Genomic DNA, 20,525 nt, shown 5'->3' on the forward strand with positions numbered 1-20,525 from the left:
GCGGGCGTTCTCGATTCACCCTCACTTGGGATAGCCTGGAACACACTATGACTGCGAAACACCCGAACCCGCCCCTCAAGGGACTGAGCGTTAGTACCTTGCTGGTGATAGCCGCCGTGCTCACCGCCGCGGGAATGGCCTCTACGCTAATCGCACCACCTGGGCAAGATTTCTCCACGATGGGCAACGCCCAGCTCACTGCCGCGGTGATCCTGGAGCTCGCCTCATGGGCAGCTTTACCGGTGTTCACCTGGGTGCTGGTGTTGGTTCTGCGCCGCGGCGTGAACCCGTGGCGTGTCACCGGAACGCTGCTCGGGTTGGCGATTCTCAGCGAGCCGTTCTATGACCAAGTGAACCAAGGGAAGTGGTTTGCCCTGGAGGCGCAGTCGCCCGTATGGGGATTCCTCCTGGCGATGCTCCTCTGGGCGATCCTGCGCAGCACCCGCAACAGTTCTCGGATGGCCCGCGCGGTGATCGTCGGCACCGTATTCCTGGCAACGATAATCTGGGCGATCCTCATGAACGTTGGCACCCGCTTTGGCTTCCTCTCCTTAGGGGTGCTGATCCTGGTGTTTTTCCTGGTGTTCGCTACGCTGTGGACCAACGAGAACGCCGCCATGCTCACCGCCGGCGGGCTAGGCGCGATGATGCTGCTCATGCCGGGCCTTGGCGTGGTGCTGCTGCACTATCGAAAGCCCCTCGACGACGCCTCGTGGGCCCTGCCCAAACAAATCTGGCTCTGGGCCTATCCGGTGGCGTTGGGGATCACGGCGTTGGTGTCACCGTAAACGGTCCAGGGGGCTGGGGCGGAGGATGGGGAGGTGGCGATGCCCACCGCGTGATCCGCCGCGAGCTGCGCCGCCGCCGCGGTGGGTGGGGCAGGGGAGAGCACTACTTTGGGTGCCCCGTGCGCCACAATCCTCCTCATGAGCTCACGGTCCACCGGAGCGTTCAGCGCGATGATCGGCGCCGGGGCGAGCTCGCGCAGGCCGGCGGCCTTGTCCAGGGCATTGCTCATGCTCACGCACCCCACAGCGGCAACCGCACGCTCAAGGTCGATTCCCGCCGCGCAGTATGGGGCCTTGGCTGAGCCTGCTGCCTTGCTGAACTGCTGCCAGGCGTCGTCAAGCTGCGACACCTCAAGCGGTGTCCATGAGGGGGAGAGGGGTTCGCGGGGCGCGCCCAGCGTGAGATCCAGCAGGTTGTAGGGATTCACTCCGGCCACAGCGCCGCTGCAATAGCAGGCCTCCAGCACCTCGGCGGTGATGCCGCTGGCCGCCAGGAAGCCCCTGGCTAGGGCGATGTCCTGGCCGGGGATGCGCCAGAGGTTGGCCACCTCGCGCTGGTCGACGCGGATGGTGAGGGGTTCTTCGCCCGTGAGCCGGCGCGGGCGCACCGACACCTCCCCCTCATGAACAATCGCGGCGGGGCAGGGGATGAATTTTCTGCTCATGAGGGGTCGGCTTCGGTTTCGGCGTCATCATCATCGAGCAACACCGCCTCATTGCGCCGCTGCGGCATGATTGTGTCAATGTAGTGGCGGGCGGCGTCCATGAGGGGGACTTCGGCGCCGGCAGCTTCGGAGAGGTACCACTGGTGCTCCACGATCTCGTGGAAGGTTTGGGCGGGGGAGAGTTTCTGGGAGGCGTCGGTGGGCAGGAGGGCGAGCACGGGTTCGTAGATTTCGGCGAGCCAGTTGTGCGCCACCTGGGGGTCCACCTCCACTGAGCGCATTGCGGCGTAGGAGGCGATGAGGTTGAGGATGCGGCGGGCCTGGCGCTCCTCCAAGTCCATGCCGGTGAGTCGCATGAGGGCTCGGTTGTGGTGGCCGGCGTCCACCACGCGGGGGCGGATGCGTAGGGAGTGTTCGTCGCCGGCAATTTTGAGCTCGCCGACGTCGAACCCCAGGGAGTTGAGGCGCTCGATGCGCTGCTGAACCCGCCATGGCTCGGCGGGGTCCACTGCCTCTTCTGCGGTGAGCTCGCGCCACAGGAGTTCGTATTTTTCCACGATGTGATTGCCCACGGCGATGGTGTCCACTTCAGGCTCCATGAGGCCGCCTGCCTGGAGGTCCATGAGCTCGCCGATGATGTTTACGCGGGCGATTTCTACGTCGTAGAGGCGGCGCTGCTCGGAGAGCTCGGGCTGGAGTTCACCGGTTTCGGCGTCCACGAGGTAGCCGGAGAAGGAGTCGGCGTCGCGGCGAAACAGTGTGTTGGAAAGGGAGACGTCACCCCAGAAGAAGTTGAGCAGGTGCATGCGCACGAGCAGCACGGCGAGGGAGTCGATCAACCTGCTTGCGGTTTCTGGGCGCATGGCTTGGGAGAACACTGCACGGTAGGGCAATGAGTATTCCAGGTGTTCGGTGACGAGTGCCGCGGTGAGTTCCTCGCCGTGTTCATCCTCGCGGCCCGTGATCACCGCGATCGGCTTCACGCAGGGCGCACCCAGCCGGCCGAGCTGCTGGAGCATCCGGAATTCGTGGTGGGCCACCTTCTGGCCGATCTCCTTGATGGCGATCACATGCCCGTTGATGCGCACAAAACGCACCTCGTGGCGGGAAATACCGCGCGGCAGCGCCGCGATGAGGTCCTGCGGCCAGTCCACCAGGGGCAAATGCCAGGGGAGCTGGAGCAGCGAGTACGCAAACGTGGAGTTGGCAATACTCATCGATGGGTTGCTGGCGGGCATGGTGGACCTTTCAACGGCGGGAAGTGAGGAAAACAGGGAAGCTCACAGAGATGTGGGAGAAGTGGGAGATGTGGAAAAGCGAAAGCGGCACCCCAACGAGGTGCCGCCTAGTAATCCACTGCTCTCTTTGAGGCGCAAGCCTTATTCAGGCAGGCGCGCTCCGGTGGCCTTGGAGAAGTTGTGCTGCGCACCTGGGCGGATTCGCACGTGGACTACGGAGCCAATTGGTGGCGCAGAGTGCGGCGCGGTGCGCACGATGATCTGACCAGTTGGGGTGTCGTCCGGGTTTGCGTCGGTACCGGAGCTGAGCTCCCCGCCGCCTTCCAGGGTGCCGTACATGAAGGCGTCAGAACCGAGTTCCTCCACCAAGGTGAGGCGCACTGGAATGGTGTCTGGCTCGTGCTCGGAGACGACCTCCAGGGCCTCGGGGCGGAAGCCGATCACGATCTGGCCGTTGTCGGCCGGCGTGAGGGCCTCGATGGTGGCGCGGGAAAGCGGCACGGAGGCGGCTCCGAGGGTGGCGTGCTCGCCCTGGACCTGGAAGGTGCCCAGGTTCATGGCTGGGGAGCCGATGAAGCCGGCAACGAACTCGTTGGCTGGGTGATCGTAGAGCTCACGCGGGGTGCCCACCTGCTGCAGTACGCCGGCCTTGAGCACGGCGATGCGGTCGCCCATAGTGAGGGCCTCGGTTTGGTCGTGGGTCACGTACAAGGTGGTCACGCCGAGTTCGCGCTGCAGCGCGGCGATCTGGGTGCGGGTCTGCACACGGAGTTTCGCGTCCAGGTTGGAAAGTGGCTCGTCCATGAGGAAGACCTCTGGCTTGCGCACGATCGCGCGGCCCATGGCAACGCGCTGACGCTGACCACCGGACAGTGCCTTTGGCTTGCGGTCCAGGTATTCGGTGAGGTCAAGAGTGCGCGCAGCTTCCTCCACGCGGCGGTTGATCTCGTCTTTGGGGCGGCCGTCGATCTTGAGGGCAAAGCCCATGTTTTCCCGCACGGTCATGTGTGGGTACAGGGCGTAGTTCTGGAAGACCATTGCGATGTCGCGGTCTTTGGGTGGCATGTCGGTGACGTCGCGGTCACCAATGTGGATGCTTCCGGAGTTCACTTCCTCCAGTCCCGCGAGCATGCGCAGGGTGGTGGACTTACCGCAACCGGAGGGGCCAACGAGGACGAGGAACTCGCCGTCAGCAATCTCCAGGTTGAACTGGTCTACGGAAGGCTTCTCAGCACCTGGGTAGATGCGGGTTGCGTGGTCAAAAACGACCTTGGCCATCGAAGGCCCCTTTCAGTATCTTTACCGGCAGGTACGTGCCGGACGATCCGTTGTAAAGACTGTATAAAGACGTAGCGCCGCCAATCTTAGTTGGTTCACAATCATGGGGCAAATGTGAGCTCTGTCATCTTCACCGGCATCATGGTTGGGATCTGCAGTTCCGACGCGCCCAAGGCTCCACGGATTAAGGCGGACAGGGGGACGTCGGAACGCTTCACGTTCCTGAGGCGGACCTGTTCCCCTTGCGCGGTGCTGCAACTCACGGTGAGGTGTGCGGAGGTCCGGGCGAGGTGCTAAAGTACTAGGGTCTATCCTGCACGCGGTTCCGTATGGCCGCATGTGGGTAATAAAATCCTAAGAACTACACCTTTCCTCCGCGTGCTTTGGGTGGGGGAGCCAGGAGGCCCAGTGTCCGCAATCGTGCAGGCATTTAAGGACGTTGATCTGCGCAAGAAGATCCTCATCTCCCTCGCGCTGATCATTTTGTACCGAGTCGGTGCGCAGATTCCTTCCCCGGGAGTGGATTACGCATCCATCTCTGGGCGAATTCGCGAACTCACCTCGGACTCGTCCAGCGTTTACTCGCTGATCAACCTGTTCTCCGGCGGAGCGCTGCTGCAGCTTTCCATCTTCGCCATCGGCGTGATGCCGTACATTACGGCGTCCATCATTGTGCAATTGCTCACCGTGGTGATCCCCAAGTTTGAGGAATTGAAGAAGGAAGGCCAGTCCGGCCAGGCCAAGATGGACCAGTACACGCGCTACCTCACCTTGGGTCTTGCGCTGCTGCAGTCCGCGGGCATCGTGGCGCTGGCTGACCGCGAGCAGCTCCTGGGCACTGGCATACCGGTGCTGGTGGAGGACCGTTCTCTGTGGGACCTTGTGCTGCTGGTGATGGTGATGACCTCCGGCGCGATCCTGGTGATGTGGCTCGGCGAGATCATCACCGAGCGCGGCGTGGGCAACGGTATGTCTCTGCTGATCTTCGCCGGCATTGCTACCCGCCTGCCGTCCGATGGTATGAACATCCTCTCCTCCTCCGGCGGCGTGGTGTTTGCTGCCGTGCTGATCGCCGTGATCATCCTGGTGGTCGGTGTGGTGTTCGTTGAGCAGGGCCAGCGCCGCATCCCGGTGCAGTACGCAAAGCGCATGGTGGGCCGCCGCCAGTACGGTGGCTCCTCTACCTACCTGCCGCTGAAGGTGAACCAGGCTGGCGTGATCCCCGTGATCTTTGCGTCCTCCCTGATCTACATGCCAATCCTGATCACCCAGATCATCACCTCCAACTCCCTGGAGGTGCCGGACAACTGGTGGCAGCGCAACGTGATTCAGTACCTCATGGCGCCGAGCTCCTGGCAGTACATCCTGCTGTACTTCGTGCTCATTATCTTCTTCTCCTACTTCTACGTTTCCGTGCAGTACGACCCCAACGAGCAAGCGGAAAACATGAAGAAGTACGGCGGCTTCATCCCTGGCATCCGTCCGGGCCGCCCAACCGCGGAGTACTTGGGTTATGTGATGAACCGCCTCCTGTTCGTGGGTGCCCTGTACTTGGGAATCATCGCAGTTCTGCCCAACATTGCGCTTGATTTGGGGGTAGGTTCCAGTGCGGCGGGGGCAACCCCGTTCGGTGGTACGGCTATTCTGATTATGGTCTCGGTGGCACTGACCACCGTGAAACAAATTGAAAGCCAGCTTCTCCAAAGCAACTATGAAGGACTTCTGAAATGAGACTCGTACTCCTCGGCCCTCCGGGCGCAGGCAAAGGCACCCAGGCGGCTATCCTGACCGAAAAGCTCGGTGTGCCACACATCTCCACCGGTGACCTGTTCCGCGCCAACATTGGCGAAGGCACGGCGCTGGGCAAGGAGGCCAAGGAGTACATGGACGCCGGCAAGCTGGTGCCTACCGACGTCACCGCCCGGATGGTCAAGGCCCGTTTGGAAGAAGCAGACGCAAAGGACGGCTTCCTCCTGGACGGCTTCCCACGCACCGTCGAACAGGCAGAGATTCTTGAGGGTTTTCTTGAGGAGTTCGGCACTAAGCTCGACGCTGTAGTGAACTACCAGGTGTCCGAGGATGTGGTGGTGGAGCGCATGCTCGCCCGCGGCCGCGCCGACGACAACGAAGCCACCATCCGCACTCGCCTTCAGGTGTACCGCGACGAAACCGCGCCCCTGATCGAGCACTACGGTGACCAGATTGTGAGCATCACCGCAGAGGGCACCGTTGAGGAAATCAACGCCCGCACCCTTGAGGCGCTCGGCCGCTAAGTAGGGTTATTGCCAGAAGCTATCGCACCGGTTTGTGCCGGTGCGATTTGCGTTGTGGGGGCCAGGCATGTGGTGCCCTAAAGATGGTGGCCAAGAATAAAACACGATGCACTAGAGGTGCACAGAAAGACAAGAAGTAGAGGAAGTTTTCTCATGGGATTCCGCAAGCCCAAGAAAATTAACGCCAAGACGGCTGGGGAACTGGATGCAATGGAGGCCGCTGGGTGCGTCGTCGGGCGTGCTTTGCTGGCCGTGCGCAACGCCGCGGCACCTGGGGTGAGCACCCTGGAGCTCAACGACGTTGCAGAGTCCGTGATTCGCGATGCCGGCGCCATCCCCACTTTCCTGGGGTACCAGGGGTTCCCCGCTTCTATTTGTTCTTCTGTGAACGACGTGATCGTGCATGGAATCCCCAACAAGGAGACGGTGCTCGCGCCCGGTGACATCGTATCCATCGACTGCGGCGCCACCCTGGACGGCTGGGTAGGGGATTCCGCCTTGAGCTTCGGCGTGGGCGAACTTGCGCCCGAGGTGGAGGCGCTGAACAAAGCCACCGAGTGGGTGCTCCATGAGGGAATGAAAGCGATGGTTCCGGGCAACCGCCTCACCGACGTCTCTCACGCCTTGGAGCTGGCCACTCGCAAGGCCGAGGCGAAGTTTGGCGTGAAGCTGGGGATCGTGGATGGTTATGGCGGGCACGGTATTGGCCGCAGCATGCACGAGGACCCCTACCTGGAGAACGAGGGCAAGCCCGGCCGCGGCCCGGTGATCCAAGAGGGCAGTGTGCTGGCGATCGAACCCATGCTCACCCTGGGGAGCGTGGACAGTTTCGTGCTTGACGACGACTGGACGGTAGTCACCGCCGACGGCAGCATGGCGGCTCACTGGGAGCACACCGTTGCGGCAACCGCAGGGGGACCGAGGATTCTTACCCCGCGTGAACTGTAGTTTTGGGAATTCGTTGTCTTTTTGGCTGTGGCAAGCTGCCAATTTGCTGTGAACAAGCTATGGTTTTCGCTATGACTGGAAAACACGCCCTCAACAGGCGCGGTGCTGGTGTTGGTGCTGGCCGCGCTGGTGCAGCCCTTGCCACCTTCGCCGCAGCCGCAGCCCTCATGGTTGCCACCCCAGGCCAAGCCCAAGCGCAGGACTTTGGCTCCGCAAACCTGAGCTCTTCCATCGGTTCGTCTGTGGACCAGCAGCTCGCTCAGCTTGACCGTCAGACCCGCGACGGCGCATGGAACCTCCGCCAGTCCCTGCACGCGCAGATCAACGCCGTTTTGCCAGGCGACGCCGGCCTAGGCCTGCGCAACGCCGTCGATGCTGCAGTGAATGCGTTTTTCCCTGGGCTGATTGCGCAGCGTACCGCTCCGGCTCCGGCTCCAGCGCCAGCGCCGGCTCCGGCGCCGGTGGCTGCTCCAGCACCCCAGAACTTCGACCGTGGTTCCTGCCCAGTACAGGCCCGTGCCTGTGTGGACCTCGCAGGCGGCCGTGCATGGCTGCAGCGCGGCGGTCAGGTGACCTATGGTGCTGTGCCAATGTCTGCCGGCGCCCCAGGTTGGGAGACGCCAAAGGGCACTCACTGGGTGCAGCGCAAGGTCAAGGATGAGGTGTCCTACATCTTCAACATGGCACCAATGCCATACTCCACGTACTTCACCAACACCGGCGTGGCATTCCATGAGGGTGACATCAACCTGCTTTCCCATGGCTGCATCCACCTGCGCCACCAGGATGCGGTGACCTTCTTCAACGACCTCCAAGTTGGAGACATGGTGTACGTGTACTAGAGCTATGGAGAGCTATTGAGTTCTCGCGTGCTTGAGGCTGCAGGGTTACTGGGTGCCGTCGGTAGGGCCTGAGGCCTTCCGCCCTGAGCCTTGCGCCTTGAGCTTGTGCCGCGGGCCAAACTTCCCCTCATGGACGTTTGCCCGCGGCCTTGCCATTTCTGCAGGTGAGGTGTAATGTTGGCCGATGGTGTTGGTTCAATCTCCGGCACCATCTGATCAGCAGTACAACAAACCAGCTTTGAGCTGGGGAAATGCAGAGGATATGGCTAAGGAAGGCGCAATCGAGGTAGAGGGCAAGATTATCGAGCCTTTGCCGAACGCAATGTTCCGCGTCGAACTCGACAATGGACACAAGGTGCTTGCACACATCAGTGGCAAGATGCGCCAGCACTACATCCGTATCCTGCCTGAGGACCGCGTGGTCGTGGAGCTTTCTCCCTATGACCTCACCCGCGGCCGCATTGTGTACCGCTACAAGTAATCTCTTTCAGCCTTCATGTTCCACGGGCGCTTTTGAGCGCCCTCTACACCTTTGGCGGCGGTGGCCAAAGCCTCACGTTCCCACCCCACCGTCCGGCTCCGACCGGGCAACGTGGTGGTTTGGGTGAGGGCGAGCATGGAGAAAACCACCGTATCAACCGGAAAGGTACTGCCACATGGCACGTCTAGCTGGTGTGGACCTCCCACGCAATAAGCGTATGGAGGTTGCACTCACCTACATTTACGGCATCGGCCCAGCCCGTGCTGCACAGCTTCTCGAGGAGACCGGCATCTCCCCAGACCTGCGCACCGACAACCTCAGCGACGAGCAGCTCTCTGCTCTGCGTGACGTCATCGAAGCAACCTGGAAGGTGGAGGGTGACCTTCGCCGTCAGGTCCAGGCTGACATCCGCCGCAAGATTGAGATCGGTTGCTACCAGGGTCTGCGCCACCGTCGCGGACTGCCCGTTCGTGGCCAGCGCACCAAGACCAACGCTCGTACGCGTAAGGGTCCTAAGAAGACGATCGCCGGAAAGAAGAAGTAATTCATGCCTCCTAAAGCACGCACTGGCGCGCGCCGCACTGGCCGCCGCGTCGTAAAGAAGAATGTGGCCGCAGGCCACGCATACATCAAGTCCACCTTCAACAACACCATTGTGTCCATCACGGACCCACAGGGTGCTGTGATTGCATGGGCATCCTCCGGCCACGTTGGCTTCAAGGGTTCCCGTAAGTCCACTCCATTCGCGGCTCAGCTCGCTGCTGAGAACGCAGCCCGCAAGGCAATGGAGCACGGCATGAAGAAGGTTGACGTCTTCGTGAAGGGCCCAGGTTCCGGCCGCGAGACCGCAATCCGCTCCCTGCAGGCCGCAGGCCTGGACGTCACTTCGATTTCCGACGTCACCCCTCAGCCATTCAACGGCTGCCGCCCACCAAAGCGTCGTCGCGTTTAATAAGGAAAGGAAAGGTCACTTACTATGGCTCGTTACACCGGCCCAGCAACCCGTAAGTCCCGCCGCCTGCGCGTCGACCTCGTCGGCGGAGACATGGCGTTCGAGCGTCGTCCTTACCCACCAGGTCAGGCTGGTCGCGCTCGCATCAAGGAGTCTGAGTACCTCCTCCAGCTTCAGGAGAAGCAGAAGGCTCGTTTCACCTACGGCGTGCTGGAGAAGCAGTTCCGCCGTTACTACGCAGAGGCAAACCGCCTCCCAGGCAAGACCGGTGACAACCTGGTTATCCTCCTGGAGTCCCGCCTGGACAACGTTGTGTACCGCGCTGGTCTGGCTCGCACCCGCCGCCAGGCACGCCAGCTCGTTTCCCACGGTCACTTCACCGTGAACGGCAAGAAGGTCGACGTGCCTTCTTTCCAGGTCTCCCAGTACGACATCATCGACGTTCGTGAGAAGTCCCAGAAGATGGTGTGGTTCGAAGAGGCTCAGGAGAACCTTGTCGACGCCGTTGTGCCTGCATGGCTGCAGGTTGTACCGGCAACCCTGCGCATCCTCGTGCACCAGTTGCCCGAGCGCGCTCAGATCGACGTTCCGCTGCAGGAGCAGCTCATCGTCGAGCTTTACTCGAAGTAATCCCTTACTTCACGCACTACCTCGACGTTTGCCCAGGTGGTGTGGGAATACTTCCAACAACCAAGTGTCATTCTTTTGTAAAGGCTTTACCCACCGCCAGGTGGGGCAGGTCTTATAGACGTCAAATAGTGGTCGTCAATTGAGGAGAATCAATCCATGCTCATTTCTCAGCGCCCAACTCTTACCGAGGAAGTCATCGACTCCGCACGCTCGAAGTTCATCATCGAGCCACTGGAGCCAGGCTTTGGCTACACCCTTGGTAACTCGCTGCGTCGCACCCTGCTGTCTTCCATCCCAGGTGCAGCGGTGACCAGCGTCAAGATCGACGGTGTGCTCCACGAGTTCACCACGATCAACGGTGTCAAGGAGGACGTCTCTGACATCCTGCTGAACATCAAGGGCCTGGTGCTTTCCTCTGAGTCCGACGAGCCCGTGGTCATGTACCTGCGCAAGGAAGGCGCAGGCGTGGTGACGGCCGGCGACATCGAAGCACCTGCAGACGTAGAAATCCACAACCCGGATATGGTCATTGCAACGCTCAATGACACCGGCCGTGTGGAGATCGAGCTCGTTGTTGAGCGTGGCCGCGGCTATGTGCCCGCTACTTTGAACTCCGGCACTGGTGAGATCGGCCGCATCCCAGTGGACCAGATCTACTCCCCAGTGCTCAAGGTCAGCTACAAGGTTGAGGCAACCCGTGTGGAGCAGCGCACCGACTTTGACAAGCTGATCATCGACGTGGAAACCAAGAACTCCATCGCTCCTCGCGATGCGCTTGCTTCCGCCGGCAAGACCCTCGTAGAGCTCTTCGGCCTGGCCCGTGAGCTCAATGTGGCAGCCGAAGGCATCGAGATCGGCCCCTCCCCGCAGGAGACCGAGTACATCGCTGCATACGGCATGCCAATCGAGGACCTGAACTTCTCCGTTCGTTCCTACAACTGCCTGAAGCGTCAGGAAATCCACACCGTTGGTGAGCTCGCTGAGTGCACCGAGTCGGACCTGCTGGATATCCGCAACTTCGGCCAGAAGTCGATCAACGAGGTGAAGATCAAGCTCGCCGGCCTTGGCCTCACCCTCAAGGATGCACCTGAAGATTTCGATCCAACTCAGCTCGAAGGCTACGACGCCGCAACCGGCGACTACATCGACATGGATCTGGAAGATTCCGAGTAAAACCCCATCAGGGTTCCCGGCCCAGTGCTGCGAACCCACGCGCTCAACACAATCCGTACACGAGGAGTAAACAATGCCTACCCCTAAGAAGGGCGCCCGCCTCGGCGGTTCCGCGAGCCACCAGAAGCACATTCTGTCCAACCTCGCAGCTTCGCTGATCCAGCACGGCGCCATCAAGACCACGGACGCAAAGGCTAAGCTGCTGCGCCCATATGTGGAAAAGATCATCACCAAGGCAAAGGCCGGCACCGTTGCCGACCGCCGCAACGTGCTCAAGCTCATCCCGAACAAGGAAGTTGTGACCTACCTGTTCAACGAGCTCGCACCAAAGTTCGAGGGCCGCGAGGGTGGCTACACCCGCATCGTGAAGCTCGAAAACCGCAAGGGTGACAACGCCCCAGTGTCCCAGATTTCCCTGGTGCTGGAGGAGACCGTTTCCACCGAAGCAACCCGCGCAACCCGCGCTGCAGCTTCCAAGAAGGCGGAAGAAGCAGAGGCTGCAAAGGCTGAAGAGACCGAGGCTCCCGAAGCTGAGGCTGAAGCTACCGAAGCTGCTGAAGCTACTGAAACTTCCGACGAGAAGTAATTGCGCACATCCAGGCGCTAGGGCGAAAGCCCTGGCGCCTTTTGTGTTTTCCCCCTCATGAGCTTTTCCATTGCCCATGAGGTGTATACCATAGGGGGTATAAGAATCCGTCTTTGCTCATGAGGGAATATTATGCGCCCAAACGAATCAACCGCCGACCGCTCCATCCGTGGCATCCTCGCCGTCGTACTTGCTGGTATCGCAGCTTTTACCGGCTTGGCAACGGTCTGGCAGGTCGTGCTTTACGTTGTCGCCGCGATTTTGGCGGTCACCGCCGTGGTGGGCTTCTGCCCGCTGTATAAGCTGGTGAATTTCTCCTCCAAGAAGTAGCTGACCAGTATTGGGGGAGTTCTCGGTGGCCTCCTGCGTGGTAGTGTCGTAGCGTTCAGCATCGCGCGCGGGAGGAAAGGGTCGCAATTGGGAGATCAGCTCAACGCCGAAAGCCCCCTCATGAGAGTGCGCTTGGACTTGGCGTACGACGGCACCGACTTCCACGGTTGGGCCCGCCAGGGCGGCTCGGACCTCCGCACTGTCCAGATGGTTCTGGAAGACGCCCTCACGTTGATCCTGCGGGAGCCAATCGAGCTTACTGTGGCAGGGCGTACCGACGCCGGCGTGCATGCCGCGGGCCAAGTGGCACACTTCGACGTCTCTGAGGGGGCTCTCGCCCAGCGCAGTATCGCCGGTGACCCTGGAAACCTGGTCCGTCGGCTGGCCAGACTCTTGCCAACGGATGTCCGCGTTACCCAAGCTGCGGCTGCCCCTGAGGGTTTCGATGCCCGCTTTTCCGCCCTGCGCAGACACTATGTGTACCGCGTGAGCACGCATCCGCGGGGTGCGCTGCCCACCCGAGCACGAGACACCGCCTCATGGGCAAAACGCGTGGACCTTACCGCGATGCAATTGTTTGCGGACCAACTGGTGGGGCTCAACGACTTCGCCGCATTCTGTAAGTACCGCGAAGGCGCCACAACGATCCGCGACCTGCAGGTGTTCCAGTGGCGCGACGTCTCTACCGCCCTCGAACCACTGACATTTGAGGCCACCGTAGTGGCAGATGCCTTCTGTTGGTCCATGGTCCGCTCCCTGGTTGGGGCGTGCCTGGTGGTGGGCGAAGGCAAGCGCGACGCAGCCTTTGCAGCAAATCTGCTGCAAGAAAAGTCGAGGAGCTCCAAGGTGCCCGTAGCCCCTGCTTGCGGATTGTCCCTGGTTCAGGTGGACTACCCCAGTGATGAGCTACTCGCAGCTCGCAGCTTGGAAACCCGCGCCATGCGCACTCACCAGGATCTTTCCAGCTAGGTTCGTGCACCGCCCGGGCAGATTGAAAAATAATCTAGCCCTCCATGGAACCATCGGGGCCGAATTGCAGTCTAAGTATGGTGGGCACAAAATTTTTGTGCGCACGGTGTTTCATTAGTTTGCGGGCAGGATTCGGGCAGGGATTCTGACCACTTGCAAGCGAATGTCATTGGTGATCGGGGGATTGGGGATACCTATGGGCAGAGTACGGCCTACCACAAAGGCGCAGGTCTCTGGGCATAAGTTTTTGATGCGCCGGGTGGAATTGGGGCTTTTGGTCGGCGATATCCGCATGATTCACGACCCCATCGCCGCCCGCATGCGCGCCACAGTGTTTGGGTTGGCTGCAACGGTGTTGCTGTGCTTGGGTGCGGGCGCCTTGGCATTGCTGCAGCCGCAGCGCGATCCAGGTGATGCTTTGGTACTCGCCTCCGAGCATGGCCAGCTGTATGTGCGCCAGGAGCAAACCCTGTTTCCGGTGCCAAACCTCACTTCCGCGCGACTGATCGTGGGGCAGCCGGCACAGCCCGCGAAGGCATCACACAAGGTGCTGCAGCGCTATCAGGTGGCGCAGCCGGTGGGTATCGTCGATGCGCCGAACATCCTGGCCCCCAGCGATGCCGCTTTGGGTTGGGCGGTGTGTACCGACCAGCAGCCACGCCCGCGCACGGATCCGCAGGCGCCGGTGTTGCTCGCGCAGCGCCAGATCGACCGAACGGGGGAGGACTTCGCCGAGTTTCTCACGGACCTCGGCCCGCAACAAGCCATTTACGCTACCGTCGCTTCCGGCGACTACCTGGTCACCGCGCATGGGCGCTTCCTCCTCCCGGCCGCCGACACCGACCACGGCCGCATCCTTCGCCGCGCCCTCCAAATCCCAATCGCGAGCCAGCGCTGGAGCCCGCCGGAAGAAATCCTCGCCACGATCCCGGAGGAACCCGCGCTGCACATCCCGCAATACGGGCAACTCTGGAACACCGACGCCGGCCCCTTCTGGTTTACCGACACTGGCGCCACCCAGATCAGCACCTTTCAAGCAGACCTCCTGCGCGCGGTGGGCCTGGAACAGCGATTCGTCACAGCCGCCGAACTCGCAGCGACCCCCGTCGGCACCGACGAGCTCCCCCTCCCCACTGAAGCCCCCTCATGGGCACCAACAACGGGAGTGTGTGTCCTCGCCGAGCCCGAAGGCCCGCCCGCGCAGGACCTTGGAGCGCTGCCGACGTCCGGCGGCTCAAAGGTGCGGGTGAGCATTGCCGACGTCGCCAGGCGTCCCCTCGACCAAGGCGCCGTAGCGCTGCACGGTGGGCAGGTGGCCACACATTTTGCGGCCGTTGGGCAAGCCGTTGCGGTGGCCACCGGAAACGGGGTTCATGTGGTTAGCGAACATGGGCAACGTCACCGCGTGGACCTTAACATGCTCTCCGCCTTGGGCATCGAGCAAGTGCACCACATTCCGTGGCCGATGCTTGCCCTGCTGCCGGAAGGCACGGAGCTGAGCACCGCCGAAGCCCTGCACCCCCTCATGGACAAATCTGCAGCCTAGCCACTCTTGTTCGCTAGGCTCGCCTACTCCTTGCGGTGTAGACTTGCGGCAGTTGCGCGCATCGCTGCGCGCGGGTTTGGAAGCTGCAGTTGGCGCATGGAAAGGGAGGCGAGCACCGATTGAGTTCCATGCGCGAAAAAATCGCTGGCCACATTGACAACTTCCAGCGCCGCCACCACAACGCCAAGAAACACCGCTTCGGATTTCTGGTGCGCCCGTTGGTGCTGACCCTCGGCTGGCTCGTCTTCGCCATTGGTCTGATTACCGTGCCGCTGCCGGGCCCTGGTTGGCTCACCGTGTTTGTGGGAGTGGCCATCTTGTCGCTGGAGCTGCGCTGGGCGAGCAGGGTTTTGGCGTGGGGTGTGCGTCAATATGACCGCTTCTTCACCTGGTACCGAGTGCAACCGCGGAAAACTCGCTACTCCCTCATCGGTGCGACCTGGGTCATGGTGTGGATCGCGATGGGCGGCATCGCTTTCGGCATGTGGAAAGCGGGCGTGGCCCCGGTATTAGACCCCGTAATGGCCCAGGTCATGCAGGCCGTGCCGTAGGCATATTGATCTACTAGGTGTTCTGTTCCTGATCGAGGTTCTGAAACACTTCTTGGGCCGCAAAAGTGGCATTGAGTGCTCGGGGAAAGCCGCAGTAAACAGCCGCATGGAGGAAGCTTTCGGTGATCTCTTCTCGGGTAAGACCAACGTTCAGAGCTGCGTTGATATGTACCTTGATCTGCGGTTCGCAGCCTCCCAGGGCAGTCAAGGCCCCTAAGGTCACTAACTGCCGACTGCGGGGATCGAGGCCAGGCCGGTCATAGATGTCGCCGAACGCGAATGCAGCGATGTGGTGGCCGAGTGCGGGGCTGATGTCGGCGAGCGAGTCGATAACCGCCTCACCAAGGTGTCCGTCAATGCGGGAGAGAACGTCTTGGCCGTGCTTGCGGCGAGCGATGTTCTCAGAGGAGTTGATGTCATTCTGGGCCGTGGTCATGGGGTGGGTCCTTCGGTGTAGACGGAAATTTTGTATTCGGTGGCGGCAAGAGACAGTTGCAGCTGGGCGATTTGAAGACGCAGAGAATTGCGGTGATCCAGGAGCAAGGCGAGCCGTTCAGGTACGGTATCGGGCCCGGCGTCGGCCAAATGGATGTAGCGCTGCAGAACTGCAATCGGCATGCCAGAGATGCGCATACGGGTGATGAACACGAGCCGGCGTACCGACGCCGCGTCGTACCTTCTATGCCCAGAACAATCCCTTTGGACGGTGAGCAGCCCGATGTGTTCGTAATAGCGCAGCGTGTGCGGGCTTACCCCAAGGTGGCGTGCAGTTGTGCTGATGTCCCATGCGGTGGTCTGGTCATCGCGGACTAAGTCTTGCAGCGCCGCAACGTCCACACCACTTGGGGGATCGACTGCGAGCCGTAACGCTTCGATCAGTGCCTTTTCTTCCATACCGACGACACTAAGACTTTGAGCGCGCTCAAAGTCAACCTTTGCCAGATCGGCCTTTCTCGGTCAGTCACGCGTTGATCGCACGCTCAACGCCGCTGAAATTGTTTTGCGGCGGCCGCGATTGCCACTACCACCAAGGCCATCGCTACGGCCCACAGTCCGAGGCTGGGCAGTGGGGCAGCGGGGCCCGCAGCCTTCACAACCTCCCCCTCATGAACACAGGTAGCACATTTGTCCATGAGGGGGGTTGTGATGGAGCGCGTGGGGTCAACCGCCCCAGTGGCCGGGTCTACGGCGTCGAAAAGCGCTTGCCGGATTTCTGCGGCGCTGGCGTGTGGGTGGCGTTGTTTGAGGAGTGCGGCGGTTCCGCTGACGACGGGCGCTGCGAAACTCGTGCCCACAAACGGCGCGATTGCGTCTTGCTGCGCGAGCCCCATGGCGTGTGATTGTCCATGAGGGTGGAGGGCAGCTGGGACTTCGTCGCGGGCGGCGAGTGTGGGGTGTGGTGAGCTGAGGGCGTAGTCGGCGATTTGGTACGGGTTTGCCAGTGCCCGTACGCCCACCACGGTGGGCAGGTGTGCGGGGAAGACTTGGTTGCCGTCCTGGCAACTTGGCGAGGTGTTGCCTGCCGCGGCGATGACTACGGTGCCGCGGGCTTCGGCCTGTGCGAGTGCTTCCTCAAGTGGGCTGAGGTCAACTTCAATTCCGGCGGGAACGCAGGAGACGACGGAGATGTTGATGACGTGGGCGTCGTGGGCCAGGGCCGATTGGATCGCTTGGGCGAGGCTGCCGAGGTTGCCCTGCGGGTCTTGCTCGGCAACGGCGCTAGTGTGTTTGATGGCGATGATGTGCGCGTCCGGCGCAACACCGCGCGGCCCACCTGCACCGCCACCCCGCGCGGCGATCACCCCAGCGACGATGGTGCCGTGGGCGTCGCAATCGTCGAAGGCGCCTTGGCTCGCGGTGGGCACGAAGTCGCCCCCGTCGATGACCTCCCCGAGGTCGGGGTGGGCAGCTACACCGGTGTCGATCACCGCAACCCGCACACCAGCCCCTGTGGCAAAGCGATGGGCCGCGGCGTATTCATCCGCGATGTCGAGTTGCTGCGCGATGGCATGTTCGTTCGCCTCCACTGGCTGGGCGCAGCGGCGTTCCTGCGCCCAGGCTTCCACCGGCCAGCCAACTCCCATTCCCGCCGCCACCATCGCAGCGCACAGCACCCGGCCCGCCACCGCGGCAGCGCCCCCTACCCGCGCCACGGTCACAGTCCCCTGATGAGGTCAACAATGCCCACTACGGTGGCTGCGAGCGGGAACGTCATCGCCACGCAGAGCGCTTCGGCGCGTTCCCACCACACCACGGTGGTTGGCGCGAGGTCGTCCAGCAGGTGCTGCCACAGCGGCCCGGTCACCGCGACCAGCCCGCCAAGCACCACCACGGCACTCATCGCCCAATGCACGCCCTGCACGTTAGTGGCCGCCGCAAGCAGTCCGCCGAGCCCGAGCAACCAAATGCACCAGCCACACAACGGGCTGCGATGCCTCGCCGCATGCATCACGCACGCCAGCGCGGTGGCAAGGCACAACAGCGTCACGCTCCACCCGCGCCCCTGCGCGAGCACAAAAAGTGCAGGTAAACAGGTGCACACGATTCCCAGTAGGATGCCGCCGTGCAGCTCATGAGCCTGCTTCGCCTGCGTCTCCAGCACGTCTTGGGGCGTCCCGGGGTCCGAATGTTCCAACGTATCCCCGGCGCTCGGCAGCCTGGGCACGCGCAGCCCCGAGACACGTGTAGCAACCGCCGGCGCCACACTCATCAGCACCAGCCCACAAAACAGCGCTCCCGCGGCAAGCGGCACCATCACGCCCGCAGGATCACTCTCCGCGTAGGGGTAAAGCAGGCCCACGAGCAGGCTGAATGTGAGAATTCCTAACGACGCTGCCAGCGCCGCAATCGCCAACGCGGGAACGCGGAGCAAGGCCGCAGCGATCACCGTGGCCGCCGCCGCGCCGAGCGCGGCAGCCACCGCAGCGGCCGAGCGGCCGCTGCCAAGCTGCTCCAGCAAGGCTGAGGGGAGGTCTTCAATGCGGGTGCTGGGGCCGAGCATTGCGAGGCACATCGTTGCTCCCGCGAACAATGTTGCCGCCACCGCGAGCAATGCCGTGCGCCGTGCCCACGTCATCGCCCCTGCAATGGTCAGGGATGCTGCCGCCCAGTAGGCGTCGGCAATGGGTAGAGGTAACCCCCGTGCCGCGATGAGCATGCCCAAAAGCCCCGCCAAGCTGGCCGTATCTACAGCGAAGCGCATCATGGGTGCCTGTTCGGCTTCGTGGGCGAGGGCCTCGGCGGCGTCGCGGACCACGGGCGGGGACACCGGGCGCTGAGGGCGCAGGTAGAGGACCATGCCCTGGGAGAGGCCCAGCTCGGAAAGCGGTACGTGGTTGGGCAGGACCGTCCCGGAGGGGCTGGCGAATTGCCAGGGGCGGTCTACCTGCGGTGCTTCGAGGAGGCCGAGGAGTTCACTGATGGCTTCGTCGAAGCAAGCTGTTGCCGGGATGGATACGTCCACGCTGCGCCGCGTGCGCGCCCTTGGCAAATCAAGGCGAACATGCAGGCGATAATCCACCCCTTGATCAATCCCAGAAGCTACTGGTGCAGACATTATCCTTCCCCCAAAAATCTGTGCCCCACCAGGGAAAACTTGCCCCAATTCGAGGTTTGTTCCCCCTGAGGTTGCCCCCTTGCGCATGTGTGCGCCCTACCTTTAGCGCACATTCTGGCTTAGAATTGCCACCGTGTCCACCCTTGGGGGAGCGCCAGGGGAACAAGCGCAAGCAAGGGTGGCTAGACAAATCACAGAACCAACAGGGGAAAATTACTCGCCCGCTCACCCAAATCCACATGGTGGGGCGTGGCAGAAACGAGGGGGAAATGTCTATCCTGCCTGCAGAAATGCGCCTTGAGGGCAAGCATGTGCGCAGAGAACCGCACGAAAGGGTCGGGAGAGGGGTGCCCAGGGGGTGGCCCGTGCTCGCCTCCTACCCGCATGCCTTTGGCGAGGCGCAGGAAGTGCCACCGGTGGGGATCGGCGACCGAGAGCCAGCACCGCCGCGTCCCCAGGGGGCGTTGGAGCCGCACAAGATTCCGGAAGCACACAAACCGCAGCCGATGAGCCTGCTGCGTGCCTTTTTGCCGGTGATCATGGTTGTTGCCATCCTTGGAATGGTGGCGCTCATGGTGCTTTCCGGGGCGCAGCTCAACCCGATGATGCTGATGTTTCCGCTGATGATGGGCCTCAGTGCGATCATGATGTTTTCTCCGCCCCCGGGGGAGGATACCAACGAGACCCGCCGCACCTACCTGCGCCACCTTGCTGCGCTGCGGGAGCAGGCGCTCGCCAACGCAAGGGCGCAGCGTGAGCACGAGCTGCACTATCACCCCGCGCCGCAGGACCTGCGCGCCAGGGTGGGGACAAGGCGCATGTGGGAGCGCGGTGGGGAGGACCCGGACATGCTCGCGGTGCGCGTCGGCTTGGGCAACACCGCCCTTGAGCCGGGAATCCAGGTGGGCGACCCCGGCGCGCCAGAAGACCTTGATCCCGTGTGTGCGGTGGCGTTGCGCCAACTTGTACGCGCCGTGAACACGGTGGGTGATATGCCGATTGTGGTGCAGCTTTCCGCGTTTCCGGTGGTGCAGTTTTTGGGTGAGCAGGCCCGGGATGCGGCGAGGGCGGTGATCGCTCAGATCGCGGTGCACCATGGGCCGGAGGCGGTGGGTTTGCACGCTGTTGGCCTCACCGGCGCTGGGGCGCAATGGGGGTGGACCAAGTGGCTGCCGCACACCCGAAACATTGAGCACGCGCAGGCAAAGATCCTGCTCATTGATGGTGAGGTGGACGTGGACCCGGCGCTACTAAACCAGGGGTGGGCGTGCATTGTGGTGGCCGGCGCGGTGCAAAATGCAGATCTGGCCAAGCGCGCGGAGCTGGAGGGGTTGGTGTTGCGTTGCGGGCCCAAGTTGGAGGTGGAAACGGAAGATGGGGTAGAAGTGCTCGGGGTGCCTGACCGGCTTTCGGAGGTGCAGGCGGAGCTGTTGGCTCGCTCGATGACAGGGTTCAAACGCCCCTCGAGTCACGGCCGCAGTACCAACGACCTGCGCAAACTGTTGGGCATTGGGGAGATTACGGCCAAGGAACTCGCGCGTCAGTGGGTACCGCGGGGGAAGCGGCGGCTCAGCGTGCCCATTGGGTTGAGCAACCACGGTGCCCCGTTGGTGGTGGACATCAAAGAATCTGCTCATGGTGGGCAGGGGCCGCACGGGTTGTGCGTGGGTGCAACTGGTAGTGGCAATTCTCACTGTGGATTGTGGCTACTATAGGGTG

Annotated in this window: 23 protein-coding genes; 16 read left to right on the forward strand and 7 right to left on the reverse strand. The window is 62.2% G+C overall.

All coding sequences use genetic code 11. The annotated features are described in order from the left end of the window. The first annotated feature begins 47 nt into the window (after positions 1–47). Positions 48–788, forward strand: a complete 741-nt coding sequence (locus NQ050_RS01730) for a hypothetical protein (protein WP_257037525.1) — start codon at positions 48–50, stop codon at positions 786–788. Here NQ050_RS01730 and NQ050_RS01735 read toward each other — a convergent pair. The 3 genes from NQ050_RS01735 to NQ050_RS01745 all read right to left on the reverse strand — a co-directional run bounded on the left by NQ050_RS01735 (position 746) and on the right by NQ050_RS01745 (position 3,969). Further along, a complete protein-coding gene (locus NQ050_RS01735) occupies positions 746–1,453 on the reverse strand; it encodes a hypothetical protein (RefSeq protein WP_257037526.1) in 708 nt (235 codons plus the stop codon). The two genes, NQ050_RS01730 and NQ050_RS01735, sit on opposite strands and share 43 nt — an antisense overlap. After that, complete coding sequence (locus tag NQ050_RS01740; protein WP_257037527.1) at positions 1,450–2,691, reverse strand: DUF4032 domain-containing protein; 1,242 nt, start codon at positions 2,689–2,691, stop codon at positions 1,450–1,452. The genes NQ050_RS01735 and NQ050_RS01740 overlap by 4 nt, the downstream gene beginning before the upstream one ends. Before the next feature lie 141 nt (positions 2,692–2,832). Beyond that, on the reverse strand, positions 2,833–3,969 hold the full coding sequence (locus NQ050_RS01745; RefSeq protein ID WP_257037528.1) for an ABC transporter ATP-binding protein: 1,137 nt from the start codon (positions 3,967–3,969) through the stop codon (positions 2,833–2,835). 408 nt (positions 3,970–4,377) lie between these two features. Between NQ050_RS01745 and secY the strand changes: the two genes are divergently transcribed. The 14 genes from secY (at position 4,378) to NQ050_RS01815 (ending at position 15,250) form a co-directional block, all read left to right on the forward strand. Continuing rightward, positions 4,378–5,700 carry a preprotein translocase subunit SecY gene (secY, locus tag NQ050_RS01750; protein WP_257037529.1) on the forward strand — a complete coding sequence of 441 codons (1,323 nt, stop codon included), beginning with the start codon at positions 4,378–4,380 and terminating at the stop codon, positions 5,698–5,700. Further along, a complete protein-coding gene (locus NQ050_RS01755) occupies positions 5,697–6,242 on the forward strand; it encodes an adenylate kinase (RefSeq protein WP_257037530.1) in 546 nt (181 codons plus the stop codon). Before secY ends, NQ050_RS01755 begins: the two co-directional genes overlap by 4 nt. A 153-nt stretch (positions 6,243–6,395) precedes the next feature. Then, positions 6,396–7,190: a type I methionyl aminopeptidase gene (gene map, locus NQ050_RS01760; protein ID WP_257037531.1), complete on the forward strand. Its 795-nt coding sequence runs from the start codon at positions 6,396–6,398 to the stop codon at positions 7,188–7,190. A 71-nt stretch (positions 7,191–7,261) separates the two neighbouring features. Continuing rightward, complete coding sequence (locus NQ050_RS01765; RefSeq protein ID WP_373456390.1) at positions 7,262–8,032, forward strand: L,D-transpeptidase; 771 nt, start codon at positions 7,262–7,264, stop codon at positions 8,030–8,032. A 262-nt stretch (positions 8,033–8,294) separates the two neighbouring features. Beyond that, on the forward strand, positions 8,295–8,513 hold the full coding sequence (infA, locus tag NQ050_RS01770; RefSeq protein WP_025251938.1) for a translation initiation factor IF-1: 219 nt from the start codon (positions 8,295–8,297) through the stop codon (positions 8,511–8,513). Between the two features lie 175 nt (positions 8,514–8,688). Further along, entirely contained in the window at positions 8,689–9,057 is a 369-nt protein-coding gene (gene rpsM / locus NQ050_RS01775) for a 30S ribosomal protein S13 (protein WP_257037533.1), read from the forward strand. Positions 9,058–9,060: 3 nt separating this feature from the next. After that, positions 9,061–9,465: a 30S ribosomal protein S11 gene (gene rpsK, locus NQ050_RS01780; RefSeq protein WP_257037535.1), complete on the forward strand. Its 405-nt coding sequence runs from the start codon at positions 9,061–9,063 to the stop codon at positions 9,463–9,465. Between the two features lie 24 nt (positions 9,466–9,489). Further along, complete coding sequence (gene rpsD / locus NQ050_RS01785; RefSeq protein WP_257037536.1) at positions 9,490–10,095, forward strand: 30S ribosomal protein S4; 606 nt, start codon at positions 9,490–9,492, stop codon at positions 10,093–10,095. Between the two features lie 156 nt (positions 10,096–10,251). Continuing rightward, positions 10,252–11,268: a DNA-directed RNA polymerase subunit alpha gene (locus NQ050_RS01790; protein ID WP_257037537.1), complete on the forward strand. Its 1,017-nt coding sequence runs from the start codon at positions 10,252–10,254 to the stop codon at positions 11,266–11,268. A 73-nt stretch (positions 11,269–11,341) separates the two neighbouring features. Further along, positions 11,342–11,854 carry a 50S ribosomal protein L17 gene (gene rplQ, locus NQ050_RS01795; RefSeq protein ID WP_257037538.1) on the forward strand — a complete coding sequence of 171 codons (513 nt, stop codon included), beginning with the start codon at positions 11,342–11,344 and terminating at the stop codon, positions 11,852–11,854. Between the two features lie 132 nt (positions 11,855–11,986). Beyond that, positions 11,987–12,184, forward strand: a complete 198-nt coding sequence (locus NQ050_RS01800) for a DUF2892 domain-containing protein (RefSeq protein WP_257037539.1) — start codon at positions 11,987–11,989, stop codon at positions 12,182–12,184. Positions 12,185–12,304: 120 nt separating this feature from the next. Further along, entirely contained in the window at positions 12,305–13,153 is an 849-nt protein-coding gene (gene truA / locus NQ050_RS01805; protein ID WP_257037562.1) for a tRNA pseudouridine(38-40) synthase TruA, read from the forward strand. Between the two features lie 196 nt (positions 13,154–13,349). Then, a complete protein-coding gene (eccB, locus tag NQ050_RS01810) occupies positions 13,350–14,699 on the forward strand; it encodes a type VII secretion protein EccB (RefSeq protein ID WP_257037540.1) in 1,350 nt (449 codons plus the stop codon). A 119-nt stretch (positions 14,700–14,818) separates the two neighbouring features. Further along, positions 14,819–15,250: a TIGR02611 family protein gene (locus tag NQ050_RS01815; protein ID WP_306428562.1), complete on the forward strand. Its 432-nt coding sequence runs from the start codon at positions 14,819–14,821 to the stop codon at positions 15,248–15,250. Between the two features lie 13 nt (positions 15,251–15,263). On the opposite strand, the gene NQ050_RS01820 is transcribed toward NQ050_RS01815, so the two are convergent. The 4 genes from NQ050_RS01820 to eccD form a co-directional block, all read right to left on the reverse strand. After that, a complete protein-coding gene (locus tag NQ050_RS01820) occupies positions 15,264–15,686 on the reverse strand; it encodes a carboxymuconolactone decarboxylase family protein (RefSeq protein ID WP_257037541.1) in 423 nt (140 codons plus the stop codon). After that, positions 15,683–16,144, reverse strand: coding sequence for a MerR family transcriptional regulator (locus tag NQ050_RS01825; RefSeq protein WP_257037542.1), 462 nt, complete (start codon positions 16,142–16,144; stop codon positions 15,683–15,685). The genes NQ050_RS01820 and NQ050_RS01825 overlap by 4 nt, the downstream gene beginning before the upstream one ends. Positions 16,145–16,230: 86 nt before the next feature. After that, positions 16,231–17,403, reverse strand: coding sequence for a S8 family serine peptidase (locus NQ050_RS01830; protein ID WP_257037543.1), 1,173 nt, complete (start codon positions 17,401–17,403; stop codon positions 16,231–16,233). Positions 17,404–17,405: 2 nt separating this feature from the next. Continuing rightward, positions 17,406–18,806 (reverse strand): type VII secretion integral membrane protein EccD, encoded by a 1,401-nt coding sequence (eccD, locus tag NQ050_RS01835; protein WP_257037544.1) that lies wholly within the window; start codon positions 18,804–18,806, stop codon positions 17,406–17,408. Positions 18,807–19,075: 269 nt separating this feature from the next. Between eccD and NQ050_RS01840 the strand changes: the two genes are divergently transcribed. Next, the gene (locus NQ050_RS01840; protein ID WP_257037545.1) at positions 19,076–20,521 is read left to right on the forward strand and encodes a hypothetical protein; all 1,446 of its coding nucleotides are present in this window, start codon (positions 19,076–19,078) and stop codon (positions 20,519–20,521) included. The last annotated feature ends 4 nt before the right edge of the window (positions 20,522–20,525 follow it).

The sequence above is a fragment of the Corynebacterium sp. 122RC1 genome, from assembly GCF_024580955.1.
GTDB classification, from domain to species: Bacteria; Actinomycetota; Actinomycetes; order Mycobacteriales; family Mycobacteriaceae; genus Corynebacterium; species Corynebacterium kozikiae.